Below are 22916 nucleotides of genomic sequence, written 5' to 3' on the forward strand. Positions count from 1 at the left end.
CCGTTACCTAAAAAATAAAATAACCAAGTTTAAATCCCAAGGCTACGTGCAGAGTAGTATGCCAGCCTTCTTTCCAATCTTTAGAATCATCAAAATTTAAAAAATTTAAAATTCCGCCTGTGTTGGGAGGATCATAGCCCAATACAGTATCGTAATGGCGAATATGAATAAAGCGTGGCCCCAGACCTACGTAGGTATCTAATACGATTTTTTGTTTATAGCGCCACTCAATACCTGGATTTAAACTGGCCACGTAAATATTACTTTTAATTCGGGAGAAAAAATAGCCGTAACTCTGGTTTCCCTGCCGGAAAGTATCATTGTGCTTTTTATACTTTTCCGGAATAAATAGGCCTTCCAGACTCCAGTACACGTGGGTATTTATATGATCCGAAACTTCGGTAATGGAAGAATAACGCTTTATCTCAGCCCGGATTTTCCGGTAACGAAAGTTTTCCCGCACACTATCGGGGTACCACTTATCCCGAAACAAGTTATAAGTAGACCAGCCATACTCCGCCGATACCGCCCACCGAGAATTAAAATTCTTTTGAAACCCGAGCTGCAAACTGGGCACCCGGGATAAGGCAAAACTCGAAATAGCCCAACGCACCTGCCAGGTTTTGGTACTATCGGGTTGAGCAAAAGCCCTAATATTACACGCACAAATTAAAACGCAGCACAACAGCAGGATTCTCATACACGGGGAAAGTAAATACCGGACAGGCTATATAATTAACGCACGATAAACCAGAAAAACAAATCCAGAATGTAACTAATACGAGTCCAAAATAATTAAAATGGTTGCAAAGCACTACATCTAAACACTTGATAATAAAGCACGTATTTGGTAAGCAGCACTAAATTTTTAAATTTTAATCTCTTCCACCTGCATCTTGTAACCTTTCAACCTTCCAACTTTCAACCTTTAAACTTTAAACTTGTAACCTGCAACTTGCAACTATTTTGCTTATTTTTGCGGTCCAAAATCCGGAATACTCTTATGTCGATTGCCAAAACCTATAATCCCAAGGAAGTAGAAGATAAATGGTACCAAAGCTGGCTGCAAAACGGCTTTTTTAAATCCAAGCCTAATCCGCGCAAGCAACCGTACTCGGTGGTAATTCCGCCACCAAACGTTACCGGTGTGCTGCACATGGGGCACATGCTCAACAATACCATTCAGGATATACTGGTGCGTCGTGCCCGCATGCAAGGCAAAGAAGCGTGCTGGGTACCCGGCACCGACCATGCCTCTATTGCTACCGAAGCCAAAGTAGTGGCCATGCTCAAGGAGCGCGGAATCAGCAAAAAAGATATTTCGCGGGAAGAATTTTTAAAATATGCCTGGGAATGGAAAGAAAAATACGGCGGCATTATTCTGGAGCAACTTAAAAAGCTAGGTGCTTCCTGCGACTGGGACCGCACCCGTTTTACCATGGAAGAAGACTTGTCGGCGGCTGTTATTCAGGTGTTCGTGAACTTATACCGCAAAGGGTACATTTACCGGGGCATCCGGATGGTGAACTGGGACCCGCAAGGCTTAACCGCCGTTTCGGACGAAGAGGTTATTCACAAGCAGGTAAACTCCAAACTGTATTACGTTAATTACCAAATAGAAGGCGAACCGGAGAACTATATTACCATTGCCACTACCCGCCCCGAAACTATTCTGGGGGATACGGCTATCTGCGTAAACCCCAACGATGCGCGCTATCAGCATTTAAAAGGTAAAAAAGCCTTGGTGCCCCTCATTAACCGGGCTATTCCGATTATCCAGGATGCGTACGTAGATATGGAATTTGGTACCGGCGCTTTAAAAGTTACCCCGGCCCATGACATCAACGACTACGAACTGGGAAACCGGCACAACTTGCCCAGCATTGATATTTTAAACGATAACGGTACTTTAAACGAATTTGCTCAATTGTACATCGGCGAAGACCGGTTTGTGGTGCGCAAGAAAATTGTAAAAGATATTGAAGCGGCCGGCCAGTTGGTAAAGAGCGAAGATATTACCAACAACGTGGGTTTCTCGGAGCGTACCGATGCGGTTATCGAACCTAAATTATCCATGCAATGGTTTTGCCGCATGGAAAAATTAGCGGAACCTGCTTTAAAGGCCGTAATGGAGGATGACATCAAGCTGCATCCGCCCAAATTTAAAAATATGTACCGGTCCTGGATGGAAAACATCCGCGACTGGAACATTTCGCGGCAATTATGGTGGGGACAACAAATTCCGGCTTATTACCTGCCCGATGGTACGTTTGTAGTAGCCATTAACGCCGAAGAAGCTTTAACCCAGGCCAGGCAACAAACTAACAACGAAAACTTAACCATCCAAGATTTGCGGCAAGACGAAGACGTGCTGGATACCTGGTTCTCATCGTGGTTGTGGCCCATTTCGGTGTTCGATGGTTTTAAAGACCCCGATAACCCGGATATTCAATATTACTACCCGACGAACGACCTGGTAACGGCTCCCGAAATTCTGTTTTTCTGGGTGGCTCGTATGATTATGGCGGGTTTTGAATACCGCCGCGAAATGCCTTTCCGGAACGTGTATTTAACCGGTATTGTGCGCGACAGCATTGGCCGGAAAATGTCGAAATCGCTGGGTAATTCGCCCGACCCGCTGGGCCTGATTGAAAAATACGGCGCTGATGGCGTGCGCACCGGTATGTTATTCAGTTCTCCGGCCGGTAACGATTTGCCCTTCGACGAAAAACTATGTGAGCAAGGCCGTAATTTCAGCAATAAAATCTGGAATGCTTTCCGGTTAATTAAAGGCTGGGAAGTAAACCCTGATTTACCATACCCCAACGAACTAGCCATTAAGTGGTTCGAAGCCAAGTTTAACGAGGCAGTTATCCAACTGGAAGATCATTTTGATAAGTTCCGGATTTCGGATGCTTTACTTACGGTTTACAAACTGGTTTGGGACGATTTCTGTTCGCAGTACCTTGAAATGATTAAACCGGCCTACCAGCAACCCATTGATGGCGAGACCTACGAGCGCACCATTACTTTTTTTGAAAATTTAATGAAGCTGCTGCACCCCTTTACGCCATTTATCACGGAAGAACTGTGGCACGAACTCCGTGAACGCCAGGCCAAAGATTACATCATTGTGGCTTGCTGGCCAGAAGTAAAAGCCGTAGAAACCGAAATTATTCAAAATATGGATAAAGCCATGGAAGTGGTGGCAGGCATCCGCAACGTCCGGAATTCAAAAAATATCCCGAACACCAAAGCCCTGGCCTTGTCGGTAAAAACAGCGGACACGGGTTTAATTAACGAGTTTCAACTAATCATCCAGAAATTAGCGAATATCTCAGAAATAAACTTCGTAGAAAACGCTTTAGAAAACGCGATTAGCTTTGTACAAGGCGCCAGCGAGTTTTTTATTCCGATGGAAGGCAACGTGGACGTAGCCGCCGAGCGCGAACGTCTGCAAAAAGAACTCGAATACACTAAAGGATTTTTAATTTCAGTAGATAAGAAGTTGAGTAACGAACGTTTTGTGAGCGGCGCACCGGAAGCCGTACTGGAAAAAGAACGCCAGAAAAAAGCTGATGCCGAAGCCAAGATTCAGGCTTTGGAAGAAAGTTTAGCTGCTATCGCCTAATTCTTAATTTTATAAAAATTAAAAAAGCCTTACCTAAATAACCAAACCAAGTAAGGCTTTTTTTAATACACTTTCTCCTACTTTTCCCCTCGTTGTGCTTAGAGTTAGCGCAGCGCTCTAAGTACTTTCGTGCGGCCAATCTCTGATTGGCGTAACAATGCATTCTGACAAACGCCAATCAGAGATTGGCTGTCCCAAAATGCGTAGAGACCGCTTTCGCGAACTCTACGCATAACAATACTCGAATAGTAATTGGCACATATTATTTTACCGAAAATTTTAAAAATATTGACCGCATTAAATGGTTTTTAAAATTTCGGGTTTCCTTCGCTATCGTTTATTGATAACGATCCAGCACTTTCCAGGTTATCCGTTTATCTGGCTCTACGGTGAAGCGGAGCAATAAATGTCCTCCGTTGTGGCCATCTTCGTAATAAGCTAGCGCGTAATGGTCGTTTACAATACGTACTTCCCGGATAGCCATGGTGCCGCTTAAAGAACCTTTGGGTAGTAAAATTTCCTGCTTACTAATTAAATCATTCCGTAAGTTGGCTTCCGGGTCTGCTAAACCTTTTTCGCGTAAACTATTTAACTCCTCGGGGCTTAAAGTAGCTAAGCCAGAAGTTCCGGTTCCTATTGCGGGAGTATTAGCTTTTCCAGTTGTTTCATTTTTCAGAGCCTCCATCCGCTTTTCGTTATTGTAAATAATGCGGTCCCGATCCAGGATGCGTTGGTTGGCCAGAGTTAGTTCACTTTCCGCCAACGCGTACTTGCGGTAGAAAAAAAGTGCCAAAAACAATCCAAAAGCAATTAATAGAATAAAAATCAGGTTTTTCATAGTCGGCTAAAATAGATAGAGCGCAAATTCAGATTAAATCGCTAAATAACCGTACGGTATCACTTAAATATGAGGTTCAGGGAATTTGTTGGGTTAATCTAAAATCTAAAGAAAGTTTTCTACTTTAAAACTCATAACTAGCCGTTTTTTAAATTTTTGCATTTCCGGAAGATGCGTATTCGAGGAACTTTTGAATAAAGTAAAATCATCCAAACTGTAATTCCAATAGCGTGTTTATTCTAATTATTAAGATTAAACATGCTCTCAGAAAAGTAAAAATTTAAAAAAGTAAGCCTGTTATTTTTTAGCAACCTTCCTTATTACCAAGAAGATAATTTTAACTAAATCGAATAGTAAAAACCGTACGATGGTCTGCTACGGTTTCCAGAGAAAACGGGAAGCCGTGGTTCATGAGAATGTCGCGGATCAGCATTAAACCAATGCCCTGGCCGTTCTTTTTAGTACTAAAAAACGGGGAAAATAACTGCTGACGAACTTCTGGAGGAATACCGGGTCCGTTGTCCTCGATGAGTAAAGTTGGGGGTTGCGCGATGGTTTTAATGGTAAGCTGCCCATCTTGCTCCATGGCCTCGAAAGCGTTTTTAATAATGTTAATGATTATTTGCTCTAGTTGCTGTTCGTCGGCCTGAATGGAAATAGGTTCGGGCGCTAAGTCCCATATCCAGGCAATGTGGCGTTCTTCGGCAATGGGGCGCATTAAATAGTAGGCATGCTGGAGCAGGGCGTGCAAATCTAGGGTTTGTTTATGGGGCAAAGGCAGGCGAACCAAACCCGCAAACTTACCCATGAATTTGGCGAGTTGCGTATTCCGGTCGATGCAAACCTGCAGCGCATTTTCATAATCGGGCTGCAAGTCGGTTTCCAGTTGCGGCGAATAATATTTAAAACTTTGCAAAATAGAGTTAATGGCGCCAATAGAATTATTTACTTCATGCGACATCATCCGGATAATTTTCTCGTAGGCCACTTTCTCCTGCCGGAGCAATTCCTCCGTCAATTCTTCAATCAGTATAAAATAATGCGGAAACCCTCTATCTACGAAATGCGATTTCTGGGCTTTAAACAGCCGGATGCCGTTTACATTAAAAACTTTAGGATCCCCCTCAATTAAACCCGCTAAATCGGTGCCCCACTGGTTGGGTAAAACCCAAAGCGGTTTTCCTTTACAATCAGCCAAGCTCACATTTAACCACCGCGATGCCGAAGGATTTATATTCTCGATGTTCTCGTCGAAGTCCAGCAGGATAATCCCCGAGGGAGAAGCCAGCAGTAATTGCTCGAGTAAAAAATGCTTTTCGGCTTGCAAGGTACGCTCCAACCGTAACTGGTCGATCATGGTGTTGTACACTTCTACCAACTGGTCTACTTCGCGCTGACCAACCGGCAAAAATTTCACCGTAAAATCTTTGCTCCGGATAGATTCAATACCCGCCGACACGATATCTAAAGGCCGGACAAAAGAACGGTAAATAGAAGCTGTAACAAAAATAGAAACAATAATCAGCGCCTCGGTTGCCACAAACCAGACTTTATCGGTGGTGAGTAAGCGGGCCGCAATAAGGGCCATTACCACGTGAATGAGAACCGCAAACAAAATAAACCTAGTCCGCAGCGTCATAAGGGATGTCAAATTTTTCGAGACGCCGGTACAAGGCGCCCCGGCTTAAACCCAGCGATTTGGCTACCTTACTAATGTTACCTTTGTGCTGTTCCATGGATTGGCGAATTAAAACGGCTTCCATTTCTTCCAGAGTCATCATGCCCAAACCCGTCATTACCTGATTTTCCGCTTTTTTTAAATTTTTTGGTTGCTGGCTCTGGAAATCCGAAATATCTAAATAATCTTTTCCGGAAACCAATACGGTGCGCTCTACCAGGTTCTTAAGTTCACGGATATTGCCCGGCAAAGGCTGCTGCGCCAGATAATGCAAGGCGGTTTCGGATATTTGCAGACTGGGCCGGTTATACGTTTTTTGTAAATTCTGCAAGAAATGCTTTACTAACAAGGGTATATCCTGGGGCCGTTCGCGCAGAGCTGGTAGCTTAACGGTGATCAAATTAATGCGGTAAAATAAATCTTCCCGGAACTTGCCCTGCGCTACCATTTCGGCCAGGTCGCGGTTGGTGGCGCAAATTACCCGGATATCCAGCTGGCGGGGTTTGCTGTCGCCGAGCACTTCGTAAGTACGGTCTTGTAACACCCGTAAAAGTTTTACCTGGCTGCTTAAATCCAATTCGCCTATTTCGTCCAGGAAAATGCTGCCTTTGTTGGCGAGTTCAAAACGGCCCACGCGATCGCCTTTGGCATCAGTAAAAGCACCTTTTTTATGACCAAACATTTCGCTTTCGAACAAGCTGCTGGATATTCCGCCTAAGTTTACTTTTACAAAATTCTGGTTTTTGCGTAAACTGTTTTGGTGAATGGCTTCGGCAATGAGTTCTTTGCCCGTCCCACTTTCGCCTTCAATCAGCACCGACGCATCGGTAGCGCTAATCTGGCCAATTTGCCGCAAAATCTGAATCAAAGCCGGATCTTCACCGATAATATTGGCAAACTGGTATTGTTGGTTTAACTGCTTGCGGTTGAGATTGCTATTATCCGGTTCCGGAGTGGTTTTGTTTAAGTGCAACGCCGTATGAATGGTTTGCAGCAAATGTTCGTTGTTCCAAGGTTTAGAAATAAAATCGAAAGCCCCGGCTTTCATACCTTCTACGGCCAACGCAATAGAACCCCAGCCGGTAGTTAAAATAACCGGAATTTTGGGGTTAAGTTCTTTAATTTGCCCGAGTAATTCCAAACCATCCCGCCCGGATGTATCCATCGAAAAATTCATATCCAGAATAATCAGGTCGATGGGTTGGGATTGGTGCAGCACGTACAAAGCGCTTTTGGCTCCGGCGGCAGTAACCGTCTGGTACTTGGCTTGCTTTAACAGCAAACCCAGCGAAGTCCGGACGGCAACATCATCATCAATAATCAGAATCATACAAATGCAGGCGGATTCCGCCAATATTTTAAAATTACTAAATTTTCAGTGTAAACCTAATGCCGGTTTTTATTCCAAGTTTAGGTTGATGTTTTAGGACGTTGTCCCCCATTAAAGGGGGTAGGGGGATGATGCACAGAAGAATTTTTAAAATTTTTCGTTTTTCAATGGTACTTACTTGGAGCCGGTTCCCGTCTCCAGGTACAGGTTCCATCATATTTGATAAGTAACCAGTTTGCCTCGTGGCCGGCAGGCCTCGTTTAGCCAGTTCGGACGGTTTAGCGAACCTTGGCTCGTTGCACTGCGCCATGCCTCCTGCGTCGGCACCGGAACGCTAAAAGGTCCTCATGGCTAAACTGGTATCTTTGCTTTTAGCTACTGTTTCTCTTCAATCTCCCTTTGATTCATTCCCCATTGAATAGTGCCCCGCCAAGCTCCCCTCCTGTTTTAGGAGGGGCTGGGGGTGGTAAACGCATAAGACAGACGATTTACACAAACTCCCGACTATAGTCGATAAACCGTGGTCTATCATCGAACAACGAACAACCAGCAACGAATAACGAAACTTACTCTTCGTGCAAGGCAGTTGCGGGAGCAATTTTGGCGGCTTGCAGACTGGGGTAAGCCGCGCAGGCAGCAGCCAGGGCGTAGATAATGACTACGGCTACACCCAAGGCAGCTACGTAAACGCCCGTTTGCACGCCAAAAACCTGGAGCAACGGAAACTGAGCGGCTACTAGTATTCCGACTAATACCCCAAATGTAGCGAGTACCAAAACTTCCCCGATGAACTGCCGGTAAACCTGACCCGAAGCGGCACCAATGGCGCGGCGCAAACCAATCTCGGAAATACGACGGTTGATATTGTACCACAACACGCCGAATAAACCCAAAGCCACATTAATAATTAAAAAACCGCATATTACCGAGAAAATAATCAGCGGAACTAAGGTTATTTTGTTGTGCGAAGCCCGCATTTCGTTCATGGATTTAATTTCCAGGGTCCAGCCTTTGGCAATCTGGCTGCCTTGTTTCATTAGTTTTTCTTCGAAAGCACTGGTTACGCCGGGCTTTACTTGAATGAGTACCGAGTTGAAGGGAGCAAACGTAGAATCAGCCGCATTTTCTAAATCCTTGTATTCAAAAAAGCCGGGTTTATCTTCGGAGTATTCGCCTTTTTGCTTGTAAGCTTCTGCCACTCCTACAATTTTATTTTTAGGGTTTTTATTATCGCCGGACATGCCTGCTACAACTTTCCCGATTACCGGCTCATTTTTAAACACCGCCTCGCGGAGAGACTGGGTAATTACAATATTATTGTATGTTGAATTTTGATCCTGGTCGTTAAACCAGCGCCCATCTTTTAGTTTTAACTGCATCACTGCCGCAAAATCTTTATCCACCTGAAAAAAGTCAGATTGCACGGAATGGGTATTATGTTGGAAACCGCCGCTCATTTGCTGCATGGTATACGGTACATTGGCACTGGCTAAAGCTACTCCTGCTACTTCGGGGTTAGATTTGAATTGCTGCTGCAAACGGCCCTGAATTTCTTTTACTTCCTGTGGTTTCTCCTGGTTCCAGCGCATGGTCATTACCCACACTTTATCGTACTGAAAACCTAAAGGCTTGTTATAATTATTAATGTAATAGAAAGCCAGACTTAGCACGCCGAACAATACAATAAACGAGAAGAAAATTTCGGTTATCATCAGGAAGTTACTTTTCTTCCGGTTCCAGATTAAGGTAAATAAATGGCGAATCATAACTTGCCTCCTTTCAGTGCCTCTACGGCTTGTAATTTTGACATTTTGTAAGCCGGAATTACTCCGGACAATAAACCAAATAATAAACTCAGGCCCATTCCGATGCCGAAAACCCGCCAGTTAAGCGTTAATTGCGCATAAGGAATAATACCGCTGTTGCTGATGAGTTGCAGGGCCAAGGCAGAAAGTAAAAACCCTAACAAGCCGCCTAATAAAGTCAGGAATATATTTTCGACCAGAAACTGCCCGATTAACGTGCGCGATGAGGCCCCAAAAGCTTTGCGTACACCAATTTCTGAGGATCGCTCCAGGATGCGGCTCACGTTGATATTTACCAGATTAATGGTCGGCATCAGCATAAACAGCAACACAATAAGGGTAACTACCGCAATAAATTTACCCATTCCGGAATCGTCGCCGTAGCGGTCACCGAATAATTGCCGCACTACCATTCCTTCCAGAACCCCTTCGGCATAGCTGCTAAATCTATTGAAATTTTTAGGATCGGGTACTTTTATTTGTCTTACAATGTGCTGGTACTCGGCCTGGATTTTTGAAATATCGGATGGTTTCCGGGCCAGAATAATGGCCATATAATCGCCGAAAAAGCTGGTATCGCCTTTATTAATATTTGCCGTGGTGAGCGGCACCCAAACATGGGCATAGGAATTAAACCGGGAAATAGGTACATCTTCTACTACCCCGCAAACTTGGTAACGAACGCCATCCACTACAATGTATTTGCCCACGGCCGGCACATTCGCGCCAAAATACTGGTTGCGGGTATACTCGGTAATAACGGCTAGCTTATCGGCATTTTTTAAATTTTGCTGGTTAAAGGCTTTGCCTTCCAGAAAATTAAATTCCAGGATTTCCCAGAAATTGGCATCGGTGTATTTTAAATCCAGGGAAAGCCGCTTGTTGTTTACGTAACTGTTTACGCCTCTAAAGGTGCTGCCAATGGCTATTTTTTCCGGCGTTTTCATGGGTATTACGTAATGTTGCAGGTAATAATAACTGGGAATCGCGTTCATCATCGAGCCTTTGTCTTGGCTCGTCATCTTGTTAAAATTGACGAAAATGGTGCGGTCCAGACGCGTTTCGGGAGTATGCGAGCCGGTTAGGTGGTCTACCATAGCAGTAGCTACCATCAGTATCATCAACGTGAAACTGATCCCAAACAGGCTGATGAAAGTAAAGAACTTGCGACGCAGCAGTACTTTCCAGGCTATTTTTAAATAATTTTTTAACACAATTCAGGGAGTTTAGAGTTAAAAGTTATGAGTTATGAGTTAAACTGCTTTGGAAAGCATTAACTAATTTTCTTTAGTTTCAGGCCACCTTGCATGTTAACCAGTAAGTACAGTTGGCCGTTTTCTTCTACAAATTCAATTTTGGCCGGGGTGCCTTTCATGTAAAACTTGGTATTGGTTTCGGGGGTGAATTCTGATTTTTCCTGGTCGCCGGGTGCCAGAGCAAATAATTTATCCTGCTCCACAGAAATGGTTACCTGAAAATCTTTATTTAATTCGTACACGCCCGCGTATTTTTTTAAAATATTAGCAGGAATTGCTGTTTCCTGAGCTACTGTAGCAGCATTGGTAGTTTTAGTAGCTGTTGTTTGTCCGAAGCTGAAGAATGGCACTAGAACAAAAAGTAAAAGAAGCTTTTTCATGGTTTTATGTTTTAGTCGATAGTCCACAGTCCACAGACCATGGCTTTTCTGTTTTGATTAATTGTCGAAATTTTTATTTAGTCCTCCATTTAAAAATGGAGTCAATTCATTGCTACTGGATGCAACCGGATAAAAAATCAAATAATCGGGAGTAAAATCTTCCCTATTAATTGCCACTAGCTTCAGCTAGTGGAATACCTGCAACTTGCAACCTGTAACCTGCAACTAAAGAACCTGACTGCCGTCGAATAAGCGGATGAGGCGTTCGGTTTTCTTGGCCATGAGTTCGTCGTGGGTAACCATGACGATGGTGGTGCCTTCTTCCTGGTTCAGGCGCAGCAGAATGTCCATAATTTCGTTGCCCATCACAGAGTCGAGGTTACCGGTAGGTTCGTCGGCCAAAATAATTTCCGGCTGACCGGCCAAAGCTCGGGCAATGGCTACCCGCTGGCGCTGACCACCCGAAAGCTGGTTGGGATAATGGCTGGTACGGGCGCTTAAACCTACTTTGTGCAAGGCTTCAATGGCCCGTTTCCGCCGTTCCGAACCCGACATGCTGCGGTACAACAACGGTAATTCCACGTTATCGGTCACCGATAAATCGTTAATTAAATGATAACTCTGGAAAACAAAACCAATTTTCTGATTGCGTAAGCGGGCCAAAGCCTGGTCGGAGAAAGAGCGAACCGGCGAGCCGTCGATGGAAACGGTGCCGCGGGTAGGCTCGTCTAGTAAGCCCATAATGTTGAGCAAGGTACTTTTACCGCAACCCGATGGCCCCATAATCGAGGCAAATTCGCCTTTCCGGATGCTGATGTTAATGTTGTGCAAGGCTACCGTTTCAATGGTTTTGGTTTGATAAACCTTCTCTATATCGGTGAGGGTAATCATGCTGGGAGCTTCGGCTACCAAAGCGTCGTTAGTAGCAATTGGGTCTAATTTAAAGTGGTTCATGGTTCTGGCGTTAGCGGTATATTTTTTTCGAAATCGTATAAGGTAAACGTTCTTAAGTTGTAAAAGGCGGTCCAGAAATCGCGCAGCGACGAAATGTAAGCGCGTTTGGCCTGGTCTTTTTCGCCGAGGGCAATATTTAAATCCGTGATGCTGATGCGGCCGATTACGTAAGTGGCTTTGGCAATATCGTAACGGCTTTGGGCAATCTGGTCGGCTTCGGCAGTAATGGCTACCCGGGTTTTTAGCATTTCGAACTGGTTTACCTGCGTCCGGATGTTTTGCTCAAATTCTAACTGGTCTTGCTCTACGGCGTACTGGGTTAATTTTAAATTGGCCTGAGCCGTTTTACGTAAGGATTTTTGTTTGCCGCCATCCATAATGGGCAGTTCAAAACCTATCCGTACTTGTTGCTGATTTTCGGGATTACCATAAGAAGCCATTAAAGTGTTGGCCTGGTTGGTTAAGCCAAAAGTAGCAAACATGGTAGCATTAAAACCGTTCGATTGTCGGGCTTCGGCCAGGTTGCGCTCGGCTTGCAACAACGCACGTTTAAAAGCCAAGCTTTCTTTCCGGTTTTGCCTGGCTTGCTCCAACGCCTGATTTTCGGTTACTTGTAAGAGAGGCAACTCTCCGGGTACGGTCAGCAATATTGGTTTGGTAGCCGGCTCGCCTAAGTAACTGTTTAGGGCCAGCGTGGCATTTTTTACGGCTAAATCGGCTTCAGCTTGCGCAATTTGGGAATTTAGTAAACTCAGGCGCAGTTGCAGCACATCGTTTTTTGAAATTTTACCTAGTTTAAATTTTTCTTCGGCAATCCGGATAATGTCTTCGGTGTTGGTGCGGTTTTTTGTGGCAATGCTTTGGTTTACCTGTTGCAATAATAAATCGAAGTATAATTTAGTAACGTCCTGGGCAATGGCTTCGCGGTCTTCCACAAATTTTTTCTGCGATTCGGCGTAGCGTAAGGGTTCAATTTTGCGAGCCCAACCTAGTTTATTAAATCGGAACAAAGGCTGCGAAAAACCAATTAAAGCCGGATTGCTGTTGTAGCGGGTGGCTCCCGCATTAAAATCGTCGAAGCGCTGCAATTGAGAATTTACAAATATTTGCCCGCCGGTTAAACCAATGGATTGAGTAACTCCTAAATTAAGCTGAGAATTATTGAGGCTTACTTGTTTAAAATCGGTAGTACCGTCGGGCTGCGTTACGGGGTTAATGCTGCGGCTGAAATCGGGTAAAGTGCCGGCTAAACTTAGCGTAGGTTTGTAATCGGCCAGATACGTGCGCCATTGCCAATAACTGGTTTCCCGGTTAGTTTCGGCCTGACGAAAGGTAAGCGAGTTATTTTGCGCCTGGGCAATTATTTGTTCCAGGGTAACTACCTGGCTGGAATCCTGCGCCTGGGCACCATGATAGCCTATTAGCAGCAGGAAAAATAGTATTAATTTTTTCATAATTCTGGCTAATAAGAGGGTTAATCGTTGGTAATGGTAAACTCATCCAGGTGCTGAAACTCTTTCGTGTCGGAGATAATAACTTCTTCGCCGGGCTGCACGCCCAGCAGTTCTACCCAATCAAAATTGCTTAAGCCAATTTGAACGGTGCGGGCAATGGCTTTATTTCCTTTAATCACGAATACTTTCTGGTCGCGGGCACCGGTAAAGAAAGGTCCATTTTTCACCCGCATGGCTTGGTTTTTAAAAGAAGTAATCACAAAAACTTCAACCTTTAAATTAGAGCGTAACTGCGGATGATTTTTCTGGTCTAACTGCACGAAGAAGGTAACCTGGTTGTTTTCTACCGCCGGCCGGATAGTGGCAATCGTGCCTTTCAGGTCGGTATCGTTCAGGCGCACGGTAACGGGACCGCCTGGTTGCAACTGGTCGGCGTATGAATCGGCGATGGTGGCTTTTACTTTAAAGCTGCTTAAATCGGCCACCCGCACCAGGGCATCGCCGGGATTAACCGTAGCGCCTATTTCTTCATTTACAAAGGTTAGTACGCCGCTAATAGGAGATTTTATATCAGCCTGGTCGAGTTTGCGCTGCATTTCCTGCAGGTTGCGTTCCTGGATGCTCATTTCAAAACCCACATCTTTCAGGTCGGCGGAATTAGCTTGTTGCTGCTGCCGGATTTGCGCAGCGAGTTGGTCGGCTTCCAATTGTGCAACTTTCAAGTTCATTTCGGCTTGCCGCACGTTTTCTTCAGTGCCCCCGCCAATAGAAAGTAAGTATTTCTCGTCGCTAAGAGCTGCTTGCAGCCGCTTTACCTGCATTTGTTTAATGTTGTACCGCGATTGCAACTCGCTTACTTCTTTGGTGAGTTTTAATTGCAGCTTGCTGGTTTCGTTTTGATTGAGTTGTTGTTCGTCCTGCAGTTTGCGGTAAGCCAGTTTGGTATATTCTTTATCGAGTTGCAGAATAGATTGATTGGCGTTTATTTTTTCGCCGGCGTGGTGCAATACCGCCTCCAACCGCGCCTGGATAGGACTGGTTACTACCGCTTCGTTTTCCGGTACCAGTACCCCAGTAGCATTTAACGAGGCTTCGATTGGGCCTTGGGTAACCAGGGAGGTGCGCAAGCTGGAACGGTTTTCGGAAGTGCGCAGGGCAAACCGGAAGGCGAGCAAACCCGCGGCTACTAGTACTAATATGCCGGCTAGTTTGCTGTAGTTTTTTAACTTACTTTTCCGGAGTTTTTCCGGAGCAATTTCTCTGTCCATTTTTAGAAATGTTAACGACCTGCGTATATATTTCCAAAGTAGATGCCAATAAAGTTAAATTACTGATTATGAGTAGTTTGATTGTTTTAAAGAGCTTGTAAATTGTCCACGAATGGACAGTATGTCCGGGAGTGGATAAAGGAAGTTTAAGGGAATGCTTATCTTTGGAGCCTTTTCAAGCCTCCATGTTTTGGTGCTATCTAGTTTGAGATTTCAAGTTTTGCCTCATGGCCGGCGGGCCTCGTTTGGCTCTCTCGGGCGGTCTAAGCTTCCTTTCCTCGACTCCGTCTGCGGAATGTGGCTTTGCCACACCGGAACCTTAGAAGGCCCTCAATAGCCAAACTGGTATCAGTCGCTTTTAGCTACTGTTTGCTGATGGAGGAAATTTTAAAAAACTCATGAACCAGACCAGCTCACCAGCCCTGGCGCAAGTCTTAGCGGAGCGAGACTTGTGACTTACAGACAAATGCCAGTCTCCCGACTGGCAAAATAGAACTTCTGAGTAGTATGTGCTTATGCGGCTCGGATATGAGTAAAATTTAAAAAAATACAAATTACCAGTTCGCACTAGCATTCATATTAATTCTGATTTTATCATAAACACTACAAACGTCAGTCGGGAGACTGACTTACGTCTTTAGGCACAAGTGACGCTTTACTTAACACTTGCGCCAGATAGTTGCCAGATAGTTTTCATTATTCATCAGCCCCAAGTCCCGCCCCATTTGACATTGGTGATGTTAAAGATCACGAAAAGTAAGGCACAAAAAAGCCCAGCTTAACGCCAGGCTTTTATAATGGTATTTTTTAAATTTTTAAATTTTTGTATCCAGGTCGAAGTTTTCTAAATAATCCGAAACGCGTTTCACGAACATACCGCCTAGCGAGCCATCTACTACGCGGTGGTCGTAGGAGTGCGATAAGAACATGAAGTGCCGGATACCGATTAAATCACCTTGTGGGGTTTCGATTACCGCTGGCTTCTTCTTGATAGCGCCTACGGCCATAATGGCAACCTGCGGCTGCATGATAATGGGTGTACCTAACACGTTACCAAAAGAACCTACGTTGGTTAAGGTGTAAGTGCCATCCGATAAATCATCGGGGGTTAACTTGTTGTTGCGGGCGCGGTTCGCTAAATCGTTTACTTTTTTGGTGATGCCGTTCAGGTTCATCTGGTCGGCGTTTTTAATTACCGGTACAATTAAATTGCCGCTCGGCAAAGCTACGGCCATCCCAATGTTAATGTCACGTTTTCGGATAATACGGTCACCATCCACAGAAATGTTAATCATCGGGAAATCTTTAATGGCTTTAGCAACTGCTTCGATGAAAATGGGCGTGAAAGTCAGGTTTTCGCCTTCGCGTTTTTGATAGGCATCTTTCATTTTGTTGCGCCACATCACAATATTGGTTACGTCAGCTTCCACGAAAGAAGTAACATGCGGCGAAATGCGTTTGCTTTCTAACATGCGCTGGGCAATCAATTTGCGCATGCGGTCCATTTCAATTATCTCTACATCGCCACTCACCGATACGGCTGGTTGAGCCGGTGCAACAATGGGTTCTGGCGCAGGCGCTGGTTGCAAAACTTCGGGAGCAGAAGTTGAAACAGGAGTGGCTTCTGCAGCAGCCTTATTATCCTGGGCTTCGTGGCGATGTTCCAGGTATTCCAGAATATCTTTTTTGGTTACCCGGCCTTCGTTGCCCGTACCCGGAATTTGTTCCAGTTCGGCCATGCTGATGTTTTCTTCCCGGGCAATGTTCATCACCAGGGGCGAGTAAAAACGGCCTTCAAAAACCTGTTTTGGTTTAGTTGGTATTGAGGCAACTTCAGCCGGTGCTGCAACCGTTGGTGTTGGGCTACTAGCGGCAATTGGGGTAGCAGTTGGCTCCGGTTCACTAAGCGTTGGTTCAGTGGCTGGGTCGCTCGTTGGAGCCGAACCATCCCCGCTGGTTTCAATTAAAGCAATGGCCTGGCCTACCGGAATAATGTCGCCTTCGTTCGCTAAAATTTTAGTTAAAATTCCTCCCTGAATGGCGGGTACTTCCGTGTCTACTTTATCGGTGGCTACCTCCAGTACCGATTCATCTTCTTCGATGCGATCGCCTACTTGTTTTAACCAGCGTAGTACCGTTCCTTCCATGATACTTTCGCCCATTTTGGGCATTACCATTTCTACCAGTGCCATAATTTTAGATTGGAGTGTTGCGCATTAAAAAGGCAATTTAAGCTTGATTTTTAAATTATTTATCTCCGGTAAAACCAGCCAAGTGTAGTTTTTGAAGCAACTCCGAAATAAGAAAATTTTAAAAAATCAGCCTTTTTGCCGGTCAAAGTTAGAAAAAATTACCCGATTCGAAATGCTTCCGGTAAACTTTGCCGCACCAGGTTCAGCACGTTCATGGTCGTAAACTCCATATTTAATTCGCGGGTACGGTTGAAATTCAATTTTTTAGCTACGGTTTGGTGCGCATCGGTGTAGGCAATCCAAATGGTGCCAACCGGCTTTTCCGGGGTACCGCCGATAGGTCCGGCAATGCCGCTGGTAGCAATGCCAATATCGGTTTTTAAAAGCTGCCGTACGTTTTGCGCCATTTCGCTCACGGTTTCTTCGCTTACGGCGCCAAAGGTTTCCAGGGTAGCTTCCGAAACGCCTAGTTGTTCCACTTTTACAGCATTGTCGTAGGCCACAATACCGCCTTTAAAATACGCCGACGACCCCGGAATGCTGGTTAGTTTTTGCGCCACCATGCCACCCGTGCAACTTTCGGCGGTAGCAATAGTCAGGTAATGTTCTTTTAATAAATTGCTAATAGCTTCGGGTAAACTTACTTCGCCGTAGGCAAATATGTACTCCGGAATCAGCTCACTTAATTTGTCTACTTCGGCCTGCATTTCGGTTTCCAGGTCGTCGGTGCCGGTATCCAGACCAGTAAGGCGCAAACGTACGCTTCCTAACTTGGGCAGATAAGCCAGTTTAATATGCGGTGGTAATTGATCTTCCCAGGACGCAATTTTTTCGGCCAGAAACGACTCGCCAATACCAATGGTCATGATTACTTTATGGTTGATTTTTGGCAAACCAAAATGCTGTTGCAACCGGGGCAGTACAATATCGGTCATCATGGTTTTCATCTCGAAAGGCACGCCCGGCATTGATACCATAATCTTATTATCTACCTCGAACCACATGCCCGGCGCGGTGCCCAAGATGTTGCGAACAGGTAAGCAATTTTCGGGTAAAAAAGCTTGTTGCCGGTTTAATTCGGTTAGCTCGCGGCCGTATTTTTTAAAAATTTCTGTTACGTCGGCCAGCGATTGTTCGTCCAGTTTTAAGCCTACGTTAAAGTAAGCAGCCAGCGTGGTTTTGGTTAAATCGTCTTTGGTAGGACCCAATCCGCCGGTAATTAAAATAACATCGGCCCGGGTACGTGCCGCATCTAAAGCCTGCACAATATGCGCCGCATCATCCGACACCGACGTAATTTGTTTTACCTTTATGCCGATTTTACCTAACTCGGTGCCCATAAACGCCGAATTAGTATCTACAACCTGGCCGTATAAAATTTCGTCTCCAATAGTAATTATTTCGGCCAGTACAATGTTAGGAGTTTGGTTCAATTTCTGCATTTATCGGTTTTATTGAGCTTTAATGTAACGTTAATATAATTTTCCGCATGAAAACCACTTCCGTATACCTTTTGTTATTTGTCGCGATTTTTTCTTTTAACTGCTCCGGCCAACTAGTTAACCTGCCTAGTGCGGGTCAGATTAACGAAGCCTTAAACAAAAATAAACCCCTTACTTCCGAAGAAGTAGCCAGTGGCTTAAAAGAAGCTTTAACGCAAGGCATTGCCAAAGGTGCTACCCAGGCTTCGCAACAAGACGGTTATTTTGGCAATCAGTTAATACGCATTCCGTTTCCGGAAGATGTTAAGCGCGTAGAAACCACTTTACGCAGCGTGGGCTTAGGTAGCCAGGTAGATAATTTTGTATTATCGCTGAACCGCGCCGCCGAAGATGCCGCCCAAACCGCTAAACCTATTTTCTTGGGCGCTATTCGAAAATTAACTTTTCAAGATGTCTGGAATATTTTAACTGGCGAGAAAGATGCGGCCACTCAATTTTTACGCCGTACCACTTCTGATGAATTATACCGTGCTTTTGCCCCGCACATTCAAAAATCGCTGGATAAAACCTACGCTACCAAGTATTACACCGATGTGATGAACGCCTACAACGCGATTCCGCTGGTGCAAAAAGTTAATCCCAACCTGAACGATTACGCCACCAAAAAAGCCATGGACGGTTTATTTTTACTCGTAGCCCAGGAAGAAGCCAACATTCGCGAAAACCCGGTGGCCCGTACCACCGACTTATTAAAACGCGTATTCTCCAAACAAGCCAAATCGTAAACTCGATTAATTTTTTTAATTTTACTAAAAGCCTCCTGTTATCCGGGAGGCTTTTGTTTTCAGAAGCTTTTTAATTTTAGGGGGTGATTTAGGTGCTTTGTGAAGGCCGGACATTCTAATCGCTACTTGTCATAATAACCTCCCTTATTCTTATTAATTTATAATTATCAGATATTCCGTTCCCCTTTTACAAAGTACCTCTTAGGTAAAGTTTTTTAAATGAGTGAGGTAACGTCTTCCCAAACGTACCGGCATATTATTGCTTTTGTTCCATCCTCATTTTGCTTTTCGATTATTTGCATATTTACCCCACCAAGTCGCTCATAAACCCGCCTTGCATTTTGGTTCGCCTCAAATACCCATAAATACATGGTTGGGTTTTTACTATTTTCCAAAATCAATTTTGCACAGTTTTTTACCAATAATTTGCCAATACCTGATTTCTGATAATTTGCTGCAACGTGCAAATTGTCGAGTAATGTACCATAGGTTAAATCATCATCCAGGTAAATACATGAAAAACCAACCATAGTGTTATCCTGTGAGGCTATAGTAATTTGCTGGCCAATAGCAGGAGAGTTAAGTCTGTGGTACCAAAGTTCTAACCGATCTTTTTCAACTTTTTCGTCCAGAAACTTATCACTATATATACCCCGATAGGTTTTCTGCCAGCTAGCGGCGTGCAGGAGAGCAATGGCAGAGTAATCCAAAAATTCCGCCGGTCTTAATTCAATCATAAATTACGATTTATAAAGTTGTATTGAACAGGAGATTATTTAATTAGTTGGTGCCAGTTTTCTGAACATTGGCTTAAGCTACCAGTTCTAAAGCGAAAAGTTATACTTTTTTAATTTCATACCTCTCCCTGTATTAATTTCCAGAAAATAAAGCCATTTACTTAAGGTGTAATAAGCCATAAATTTATCTGTATTACTACAACTAATTGCTTATAAAGCCGGTAAAATTATCCTACTTTATTTTAAACCGGTTGTACCATGGCAGAAAGCAAACTCCCGTATTACCCGCTCGAAAATACCCAAAGTCTGGATGTGCTGATGGATGCCATTGGCGATGCCCGTTTTGTTTTATTGGGCGAAGCATCGCACGGCACTTCCGAATATTATACCTGGCGCACGGCCATCTCGCGCCGGCTGATTACCGAGAAAAATTTTGATTTCATTGCGGTAGAAGGCGACTGGCCGGACTGCTACCAGGTGAACCGGTTTGTAAAAGGCTACCCTGAGGCGGGCACTACGGTACAGGATGTTTTAAAAAATTTTACCCGCTGGCCCACCTGGATGTGGGGTAACTGGGAAGTAGCCGCTTTGGTAGAATGGCTGCGGGAACATAACCAAAATCAACCAATAGATAAAAAAGCCGGTTTCTACGGCCTGGATGTGTACAGTCTCTGGGATTCGCTGGAGCAGATTGTGCAGTATTTGGAGCAAAATGACGGCACCACAGTAGAAGCGGCTAAAAAAGCCTTTCGTTGTTTTGAGCCATTCGGCGACGATCCGCAGGCTTACGCCGAAGCCATTGCTTTTGTGGATAAGGGCTGCGAAAACGAAGTACTGGAAATGCTGCAAAAAATTACTGCTAACGCGCCGCAATTTTCTGGCGACCGCGAAGCGAACTTTGGTGCAGAGCAAAACGCCTTAGTAGCCGTAAATGCCGAAAAATACTACCGGGCCATGATCCGGGGCGGCGGCAGTTCCTGGAACGTGCGCGACCGCCACATGATGGAAACCCTGAATCGCCTGATGACCTTACACGGTCCGGATGCCAAAGCCATTATCTGGGAACACAACACACACATCGGCGACGCCCGTGCCACCGACATGGCCCGGAGCGGTATGGTAAACATTGGCCAATTAGTACGGGAAGAACACGGCCGCGAAAATGCTTTTCTGGTAGGTTTTGGATCGTACTGGGGTACGGTAATGGCGGGTCGGCAATGGGGCGCTCCCATGCAAAAAATGGAAGTACCGCGCGCTAAGCCTAAAAGTTGGGAAGCGCATTTACATAACGCTGGCCCCGGCGATAAACTTTTGCTAACCCAGGAATTACGGAAGCTCGAAGAATTACAAAAACCCATTGGCCACCGGGCTATTGGCGTGGTATATAACCCCGAGTTCGAAGCATTTGGCAACTACGTACCTTCCCGGATTCCGGAGCGTTACGATGCTTTCCTGTTTATCGACGAAACCGAAGCCGTACATCCGCTCCATAACTACCGCGACACGCGCCAGCCACCAGAACTATATCCCTGGGGCACTTAATTGTAAAATTTTTAAAATTTTTAAATTTAGGGAGTTCGGGGGATCGTATCTGTCCGGGGAATAATTTCCTGCGACCGTACTTCATTGGGAGTCATGGCCGGTTTATCGGTGCTGTTATCTTCGATGTTCCGTTTGCGGTTTACTTCGCTGGCCCGATCGTTCAGGTTGGGTTTGGGTAGTTGATTGGGGTTACCGCCCGCCGCGTTATTGTAAATTTGCTGGCGTTGCTCGTCCGTTTGGATGGTGCCCGGCTGGGTAACTACTTCAATGGGTTCATCGGTAGTTTCGCTGGTTTCGCGCGCCGAACTGCAAGCGGCCAACCAGCAACTTACCACGCCAGCTATAGCCAGTTGAAAAACAATCTTTATCCGACTAGTAGTTAATGGGCTTGGGTTACTGGTTGTGCTCAGCATAAATTTATTTATTATCCTGCAATGTGTTATAACCCAAAGGCGTTAAGCGCAAACCTGAAGCATCCGGAGTAGCGTGTGCTTCTTTCATTAAATGATACTCGGCGTCGCGCTGTACGTCTTTAAAATGATTGTGCTCATCGTGCTTTTCCAGGTAAGGAATTAACTGCTCGTAGGTTAGTACCTCGTTGGCCTGAATTTTAAAATGCCGGAAAGCCTGCATAATCAGGTTCGTGGTATTTTCGATGTTATTGGTAGGGGAAGTTAAATTATCCATTTTTTAAATTTTCTTTGTTCTGACTTGGATGTACGCGCACCGGAACGGAATTGTTTATTTAGTCGATAGTCGACGTTCTATAGTTCACAGAAATTTCAAGCAGGGTAGTTATGGGAGGTATTCGTATATTTTTCCGGCCAAACTAAAAAACAAAAGCACCCGCTTATAACAGGTGCTTTTTAAAATTTTTATTGCCCTAGTAAGTATTCATCTAATAAACTAATTACCTACTTCCGTGGACTGTCGACCATGGACTAACCTACTTTTTCTCGAATGCCAGCGAAACGGAGTTGAGGCAGTAACGCAAGCCAGTTGGTTTGGGGCCGTCATCGAATACGTGACCGAGGTGGCCGTTGCAACGGTTACATAAAACTTCGGTGCGCACCATGCCATCGCTGGTATCTCGCTTTTCTTTTACATTTTTATTATTTAGCGGCTTATAGAAACTAGGCCAGCCAGTTCCGGAATCAAACTTGGTTTCGGAAGAAAATAATTCCAAACCGCAGGCCGCGCATTTGTAAATTCCTTTGTCTACGTTGTGGTTGTATTTCCCGCTAAATGCCCGCTCGGTGCCTTTTTCACGCATTACGTAATATTGTTCGGGCGTTAAAATAGCTTTCCATTCGGCATCGGTCTTTACAATTTTGGCGGGCTGACCGGCTATATTTAAATTATTTACTTTTTGGGTAGGTACCGGTGCCTGCCCCGATTCGGCGGTAGTTTCGCCCAAGGGTGCTTTTTCGGTATGTTGGGCGCATGCTGTTACCGATAGTAAAAGTGCGGCAATGCCATATATAAATGCTTTCATTTTTTAAATTTTTAAAATCCTGGTTAATAACAAGTTAATTAAAAACTGGTTTTCAGAATAAGATTTAATTTGCGCTTCCCTCCTGCCTACATCATTAACCGGTTATTTATATAAATATACGCAAAAAAT

The 22916-nt window shown here is 44.7% G+C and carries 19 protein-coding genes; 3 read left to right on the forward strand and 16 right to left on the reverse strand.

All coding sequences use genetic code 11. The features are described 5' to 3' along the window. Window positions 1-7: 7 nt before the first annotated feature. Window positions 8-700, reverse strand: a complete 693-nt coding sequence (locus tag HUW51_RS04050; protein ID WP_185272718.1) for a hypothetical protein — start codon at window positions 698-700, stop codon at window positions 8-10. Window positions 701-1003: 303 nt separating this feature from the next. Between HUW51_RS04050 and HUW51_RS04055 the strand changes: the two genes are divergently transcribed. Beyond that, window positions 1004-3631 (forward strand): valine--tRNA ligase, encoded by a 2628-nt coding sequence (locus HUW51_RS04055; RefSeq protein WP_185272719.1) that lies wholly within the window; start codon window positions 1004-1006, stop codon window positions 3629-3631. A gap of 337 nt (window positions 3632-3968) precedes the next feature. Here HUW51_RS04055 and HUW51_RS04060 read toward each other — a convergent pair whose 3' ends face one another. The 11 genes from HUW51_RS04060 to HUW51_RS04110 form a co-directional block, all read right to left on the reverse strand. Continuing rightward, window positions 3969-4469 carry a hypothetical protein gene (locus HUW51_RS04060; protein ID WP_185272720.1) on the reverse strand — a complete coding sequence of 167 codons (501 nt, stop codon included), beginning with the start codon at window positions 4467-4469 and terminating at the stop codon, window positions 3969-3971. A 337-nt stretch (window positions 4470-4806) separates the two neighbouring features. Continuing rightward, window positions 4807-6108, reverse strand: coding sequence for a sensor histidine kinase (locus HUW51_RS04065; protein WP_185272721.1), 1302 nt, complete (start codon window positions 6106-6108; stop codon window positions 4807-4809). Beyond that, window positions 6092-7477, reverse strand: coding sequence for a sigma-54-dependent transcriptional regulator (locus HUW51_RS04070; protein ID WP_185272722.1), 1386 nt, complete (start codon window positions 7475-7477; stop codon window positions 6092-6094). The genes HUW51_RS04065 and HUW51_RS04070 overlap by 17 nt, the downstream gene beginning before the upstream one ends. A 566-nt stretch (window positions 7478-8043) precedes the next feature. Continuing rightward, window positions 8044-9243: an ABC transporter permease gene (locus HUW51_RS04075; protein WP_185272723.1), complete on the reverse strand. Its 1200-nt coding sequence runs from the start codon at window positions 9241-9243 to the stop codon at window positions 8044-8046. Further along, window positions 9240-10496: an ABC transporter permease gene (locus HUW51_RS04080; RefSeq protein WP_185272724.1), complete on the reverse strand. Its 1257-nt coding sequence runs from the start codon at window positions 10494-10496 to the stop codon at window positions 9240-9242. Before HUW51_RS04080 ends, HUW51_RS04075 begins: the two co-directional genes overlap by 4 nt. 59 nt (window positions 10497-10555) lie before the next feature. Further along, on the reverse strand, window positions 10556-10918 hold the full coding sequence (locus HUW51_RS04085) for a DUF3471 domain-containing protein (protein WP_185272725.1): 363 nt from the start codon (window positions 10916-10918) through the stop codon (window positions 10556-10558). Between the two features lie 225 nt (window positions 10919-11143). Beyond that, complete coding sequence (locus HUW51_RS04090) at window positions 11144-11809, reverse strand: ABC transporter ATP-binding protein (RefSeq protein ID WP_185274424.1); 666 nt, start codon at window positions 11807-11809, stop codon at window positions 11144-11146. Between the two features lie 59 nt (window positions 11810-11868). Further along, the gene (locus HUW51_RS04095) at window positions 11869-13326 is read right to left on the reverse strand and encodes a TolC family protein (protein WP_185272726.1); all 1458 of its coding nucleotides are present in this window, start codon (window positions 13324-13326) and stop codon (window positions 11869-11871) included. Between the two features lie 20 nt (window positions 13327-13346). Further along, entirely contained in the window at window positions 13347-14594 is a 1248-nt protein-coding gene (locus HUW51_RS04100; protein WP_185272727.1) for an efflux RND transporter periplasmic adaptor subunit, read from the reverse strand. 815 nt (window positions 14595-15409) lie between these two features. Beyond that, on the reverse strand, window positions 15410-16786 hold the full coding sequence (locus HUW51_RS04105; protein ID WP_185272728.1) for a dihydrolipoamide acetyltransferase family protein: 1377 nt from the start codon (window positions 16784-16786) through the stop codon (window positions 15410-15412). Between the two features lie 158 nt (window positions 16787-16944). After that, complete coding sequence (locus tag HUW51_RS04110) at window positions 16945-18228, reverse strand: competence/damage-inducible protein A (RefSeq protein WP_185272729.1); 1284 nt, start codon at window positions 18226-18228, stop codon at window positions 16945-16947. 47 nt (window positions 18229-18275) lie between these two features. Between HUW51_RS04110 and HUW51_RS04115 the strand changes: the two genes are divergently transcribed. Beyond that, a complete protein-coding gene (locus HUW51_RS04115) occupies window positions 18276-19013 on the forward strand; it encodes a DUF4197 domain-containing protein (RefSeq protein WP_185272730.1) in 738 nt (245 codons plus the stop codon). A gap of 215 nt (window positions 19014-19228) precedes the next feature. Here the strand turns inward: HUW51_RS04115 and HUW51_RS04120 are convergent, their stop codons facing one another. Then, window positions 19229-19750 (reverse strand): GNAT family N-acetyltransferase, encoded by a 522-nt coding sequence (locus tag HUW51_RS04120; RefSeq protein ID WP_185272731.1) that lies wholly within the window; start codon window positions 19748-19750, stop codon window positions 19229-19231. Between the two features lie 258 nt (window positions 19751-20008). On the opposite strand from HUW51_RS04120, the gene HUW51_RS04125 reads away from it, so the two are divergent. Continuing rightward, window positions 20009-21292 carry an erythromycin esterase family protein gene (locus HUW51_RS04125; RefSeq protein WP_185272732.1) on the forward strand — a complete coding sequence of 428 codons (1284 nt, stop codon included), beginning with the start codon at window positions 20009-20011 and terminating at the stop codon, window positions 21290-21292. A gap of 26 nt (window positions 21293-21318) precedes the next feature. On the opposite strand, the gene HUW51_RS04130 is transcribed toward HUW51_RS04125, so the two are convergent. The 3 genes from HUW51_RS04130 to msrB all read right to left on the reverse strand — a co-directional run bounded on the left by HUW51_RS04130 (window position 21319) and on the right by msrB (window position 22787). Beyond that, window positions 21319-21705 carry a hypothetical protein gene (locus HUW51_RS04130; RefSeq protein WP_185272733.1) on the reverse strand — a complete coding sequence of 129 codons (387 nt, stop codon included), beginning with the start codon at window positions 21703-21705 and terminating at the stop codon, window positions 21319-21321. 4 nt (window positions 21706-21709) lie between these two features. Beyond that, window positions 21710-21979, reverse strand: coding sequence for a hypothetical protein (locus HUW51_RS04135; RefSeq protein WP_185272734.1), 270 nt, complete (start codon window positions 21977-21979; stop codon window positions 21710-21712). 259 nt (window positions 21980-22238) lie between these two features. Then, on the reverse strand, window positions 22239-22787 hold the full coding sequence (msrB, locus tag HUW51_RS04140) for a peptide-methionine (R)-S-oxide reductase MsrB (RefSeq protein ID WP_185272735.1): 549 nt from the start codon (window positions 22785-22787) through the stop codon (window positions 22239-22241). Window positions 22788-22916 lie beyond the last annotated feature (129 nt).

The sequence above is a fragment of the Adhaeribacter swui genome (genome assembly GCF_014217805.1).
Taxonomy (GTDB): Bacteria; Bacteroidota; Bacteroidia; order Cytophagales; family Hymenobacteraceae; genus Adhaeribacter; species Adhaeribacter swui.